The organism is Variovorax sp. 01T439_2, from assembly GCF_056398445.1.
This window is the reverse complement of sequence record NZ_JBFTPJ010000704.1, coordinates 1-3,112: the sequence shown is the minus strand read 5'-3', so window position 1 is coordinate 3,112 and position 3,112 is coordinate 1. Positions and strand designations below refer to the sequence as shown.

The following is a 3,112-nucleotide window of genomic DNA, read 5'->3' as shown; positions in this document are numbered from 1 at the left end:
CCGCCGTACTGCGCGCCGTAGTAGATGCCGGCCAGCATGATCAGCGCCGACACGGGCGGCAGCGCGTAGGTGGCGGGCAGCAGCATCGCGATGGTCGCGACCGGGCCGATGCCCGGCAGCACGCCGATCAGGGTGCCCAGGATGCAGCCCAGCAGGCAGTACAGCAGGTTGGTGAAGGTGAAGGCAACGCCGAAACCGATGGAAAGGTTGTGGATCAGGTCCATGGTGCGTGCTCCTCAGCCCGAAATGAAAGTGGGCCAGACCTGGATCTGGAGCTTGAGCGCCCAGATGAAGGCCACGTAGCTGCCGGCCGCCAGGATGGTGGACAGCACCAGCACGTCGCGCAGCTTGAAATGTTCGCCGGCCATGCTCGAGATGATGGTGAGCGCGTAGATCGCGACGATCATTCCCATGGCGGGCAGGCCGATGCTCGGCAGGCCCCCCAGCAGCACGCCGAACGCGAGGTTGGCGCCGAGCACGAAGGCCAGCGGCTTCCAGGCCCACTTGCCGATCTTGTCGCCGTCGGCGGTTTCGACCACCAGCGCCTGGAACATGATGAATGCGCCCAGGATGGCCAGCAGGATGCCCAGCATGAGCGGGAAGTAACCGGGCCCCATGCGGGCACCGTCGCCGATGTTGTAGGTGGTGGCGCCGATGCCGAAGGCGCCCCCCACGGCTGTGAACATGACTCCTGAAAAGAAGTCAGCCTGACTCTTGATGCGCATTGTCTCGACCCTCTTGATTGGAGGGGTGAGGGTCGTCGCCCGCGGCTGACCGCTGGCTGACCTGCGCGGTAGGGACTAATGCGTACGAGGGTTCTCCCGCTCTGGAAAGAGGAGCGGTGCGGAAACGAAAAAAGCTCCCGAAGGAGCTTTTTTTTACTTGAGAGCGAGGTCTCGGGGGGAGGGCTTAGTAGCCGCCGCGACCACCGCCGCCGCCGCCGTAGCCGCCGCCACCACCGCTGCGGCCACCGCCGCCACCACCGTAGCCGCCGCCGCCACCACCACCGCCGTAACCACCACCGCCGCCGCCGCCGTAGCCGCCGCCACCACCGGTACGGGGGGGACGAGCTTCCATCGGACGTGCTTCGTTCACGGTCAGGGCGCGGCCCTGGAGCGAGTGGCCATTCATGGCTTCGACGGCAGCCAGCGCTTCAGCGTCGGTGCCCATTTCCACGAAACCGAAGCCCTTGGAGCGGCCGGTGTCGCGTTCCATCATGACCTTGGCGCTGACGATCGAGCCGAACTCGCCGAAAGCCTGTTCCAGGTCGTTGTCACGCACAGAGTAGGCGAGGTTGCCTACGTAGAGTTTCTTGCCCATTGAGGGACTCCTAATTCAAACCAACAAGACAAAGCGATGGAGTCCCAGAATCACAACAAACAAATGCGCTGTGGCGCGAAACTGACCGATCACCGAATTACGTGCACGGGAGACAAGCTCACAGACACGTAGGCCGGATTATCAAGCCGTTCCGGAAAAAGCGTATCAAAATCCGCGCTTATTACGAAACATCACGTCCTGACGGGCGGTTTCGCAACGGTTGCAGCAGGCCGGAGAGGCCGTTGTGGTCTATTTCATGCATCAAATGAAGCAGCCGGCCAATTTCGCCCGAGGGAAAACCCTCGCGTGCGAACCAATTCAGGTAATTTCCGGGCAAATCGGCAATCAGCGTGCCCTTGTGCTTGCCAAAGGGCATTTCGAGCGTGACGAGGCGCTGCAGGTCTTCGGGTTTCATTGAATTCAGCCTCCTGCGCGCTTGACGGTGTGGCCCTGCTTCGAGAGCGCGGCGATCACCAGCTCGCGGTGGTCGCCCTGGATTTCGATCAGGCCGTCCTTCACCGTGCCGCCCGAGCCGCAGGCCGTCTTGAGCTGCTTGCCCAGCGCCGCGAGCGCCGCCGCATCGAGCGCCAGGCCCTTGACCACGGTCACGCCCTTGCCCTTGCGGCCCTTGGTTTCGTGCGATACACGCACAATGCCGTCGGTGGCCGGCGCGCGCGCCTTGATCTGCTTGCAGCGGCACTGCGCCATCGGCCCGCCGCAATCGGGGCACATGCGGCCGCCCGCCTCGGTGGAGTACACCAGGGCGCTGGCCGGATTGCTTTTCATCGTTGCCATTCGATCGATCTCTTCGTCTTCTTCACTTCTTCACTGTCCCCGGTTCATCCCTCTGTCTGCTCACATGCCATTCGACTCACTGGGCCTGGCCCCCGCGCTCGTGCAGGCTGCCGCCGAAAGCGGCTACGCCGCGCCGACCGCCATCCAGGCTGCGGCCATTCCCGCCATTCTGCAAGGCCGCGACGTGCGGGGCTCGGCGCAGACCGGTTCCGGCAAGACCGCCGCATTTTCCCTCCCGCTGCTGCAGCGCCTGGCTGCCGAACCGGCACAGGCGCCGCGGCGCATGCGCGCGCTGGTGCTCGTGCCCACGCGCGAACTCGCGGCCCAGGTCGGCGAGACCCTGCGCAGCCTCGCGCAGCACCTGCCCGAGCGGCTCAAGATCGCGATCGCCTTCGGCGGCGTGTCGATCAACCCGCAGATGATGAGCCTGCGCGGCGGCGCCGACATCATGGTGGCCACGCCGGGCCGACTGCTCGACCTGGTGGAGCACAACGCGCTGAAGCTCGGCGCCGTGTCCATGCTGGTGCTCGACGAGGCCGACCGCCTGTTCGACCTCGGCTTTGCCGAGGAGCTGGGCCGCATCCTCGCGCTGCTGCCGGCGCAGCGCCAGAACCTGCTGTTCTCGGCCACCTTCCCGCCCGCCATCCAGGCGCTGGCCGACGGCACGCTGCAAAACCCCGCGGTGATCGACGTGCAGGGCGAGCCCGGCACCGAGCCCGCCATCGTGCAGCGCGTGATCGAGGTCGACGCGAATCGCCGCACGCAGCTGCTGCGCCACCTGCTGAAGGAAAACGAGTGGGACCGCGTGCTGGTCTTCGTCGCCACCCAGCACGCGGCGCAGACCGTGGCCGAGAAGCTGTTCCAGGCCGCGCGCGTGCTGGCGCAGGAGCCGCAGGCAATCCAGCTGCGCTACCTGGAAACGCTGACGGTGATCGGTGCGGACAAGAACACCACCATCGTCTTTCCGCTGCCGGTGGAACTGCTCGCGAACTTCCTG

The 3,112-nt window shown here is 65.6% G+C and carries 6 protein-coding genes; 1 reads left to right on the top strand and 5 read right to left on the bottom strand.

Annotation, left to right across the window (positions count from 1 at the left end; translation table 11 throughout):
- From AC1DOC_RS26280 to AC1DOC_RS26260, 5 genes are all read right to left on the bottom strand, one after another.
- Positions 1 to 224: tripartite tricarboxylate transporter permease (locus tag AC1DOC_RS26280; RefSeq protein WP_478084399.1), on the bottom strand; the 224-nt coding region annotated here is incomplete at its 3' end.
- Positions 225 to 236: 12 nt separating this feature from the next.
- Positions 237 to 725 (bottom strand): tripartite tricarboxylate transporter TctB family protein, encoded by a 489-nt coding sequence (locus AC1DOC_RS26275; protein ID WP_012745481.1) that lies wholly within the window; start codon positions 723 to 725, stop codon positions 237 to 239.
- A 184-nt stretch (positions 726 to 909) separates the two neighbouring features.
- Positions 910 to 1,320, bottom strand: coding sequence for an RNA recognition motif domain-containing protein (locus AC1DOC_RS26270; protein WP_192323417.1), 411 nt, complete (start codon positions 1,318 to 1,320; stop codon positions 910 to 912).
- 181 nt (positions 1,321 to 1,501) lie between these two features.
- The gene (locus AC1DOC_RS26265) at positions 1,502 to 1,735 is read right to left on the bottom strand and encodes a DUF3820 family protein (protein ID WP_012745483.1); all 234 of its coding nucleotides are present in this window, start codon (positions 1,733 to 1,735) and stop codon (positions 1,502 to 1,504) included.
- Positions 1,736 to 1,740: 5 nt separating this feature from the next.
- Positions 1,741 to 2,115, bottom strand: coding sequence for a translation initiation factor Sui1 (locus AC1DOC_RS26260; protein ID WP_478081093.1), 375 nt, complete (start codon positions 2,113 to 2,115; stop codon positions 1,741 to 1,743).
- Between the two features lie 64 nt (positions 2,116 to 2,179).
- On the opposite strand from AC1DOC_RS26260, the gene AC1DOC_RS26255 reads away from it, so the two are divergent.
- The coding region (locus tag AC1DOC_RS26255) for a DEAD/DEAH box helicase (RefSeq protein WP_478130800.1) at positions 2,180 to 3,112 on the top strand (933 nt) is incomplete at its 3' end.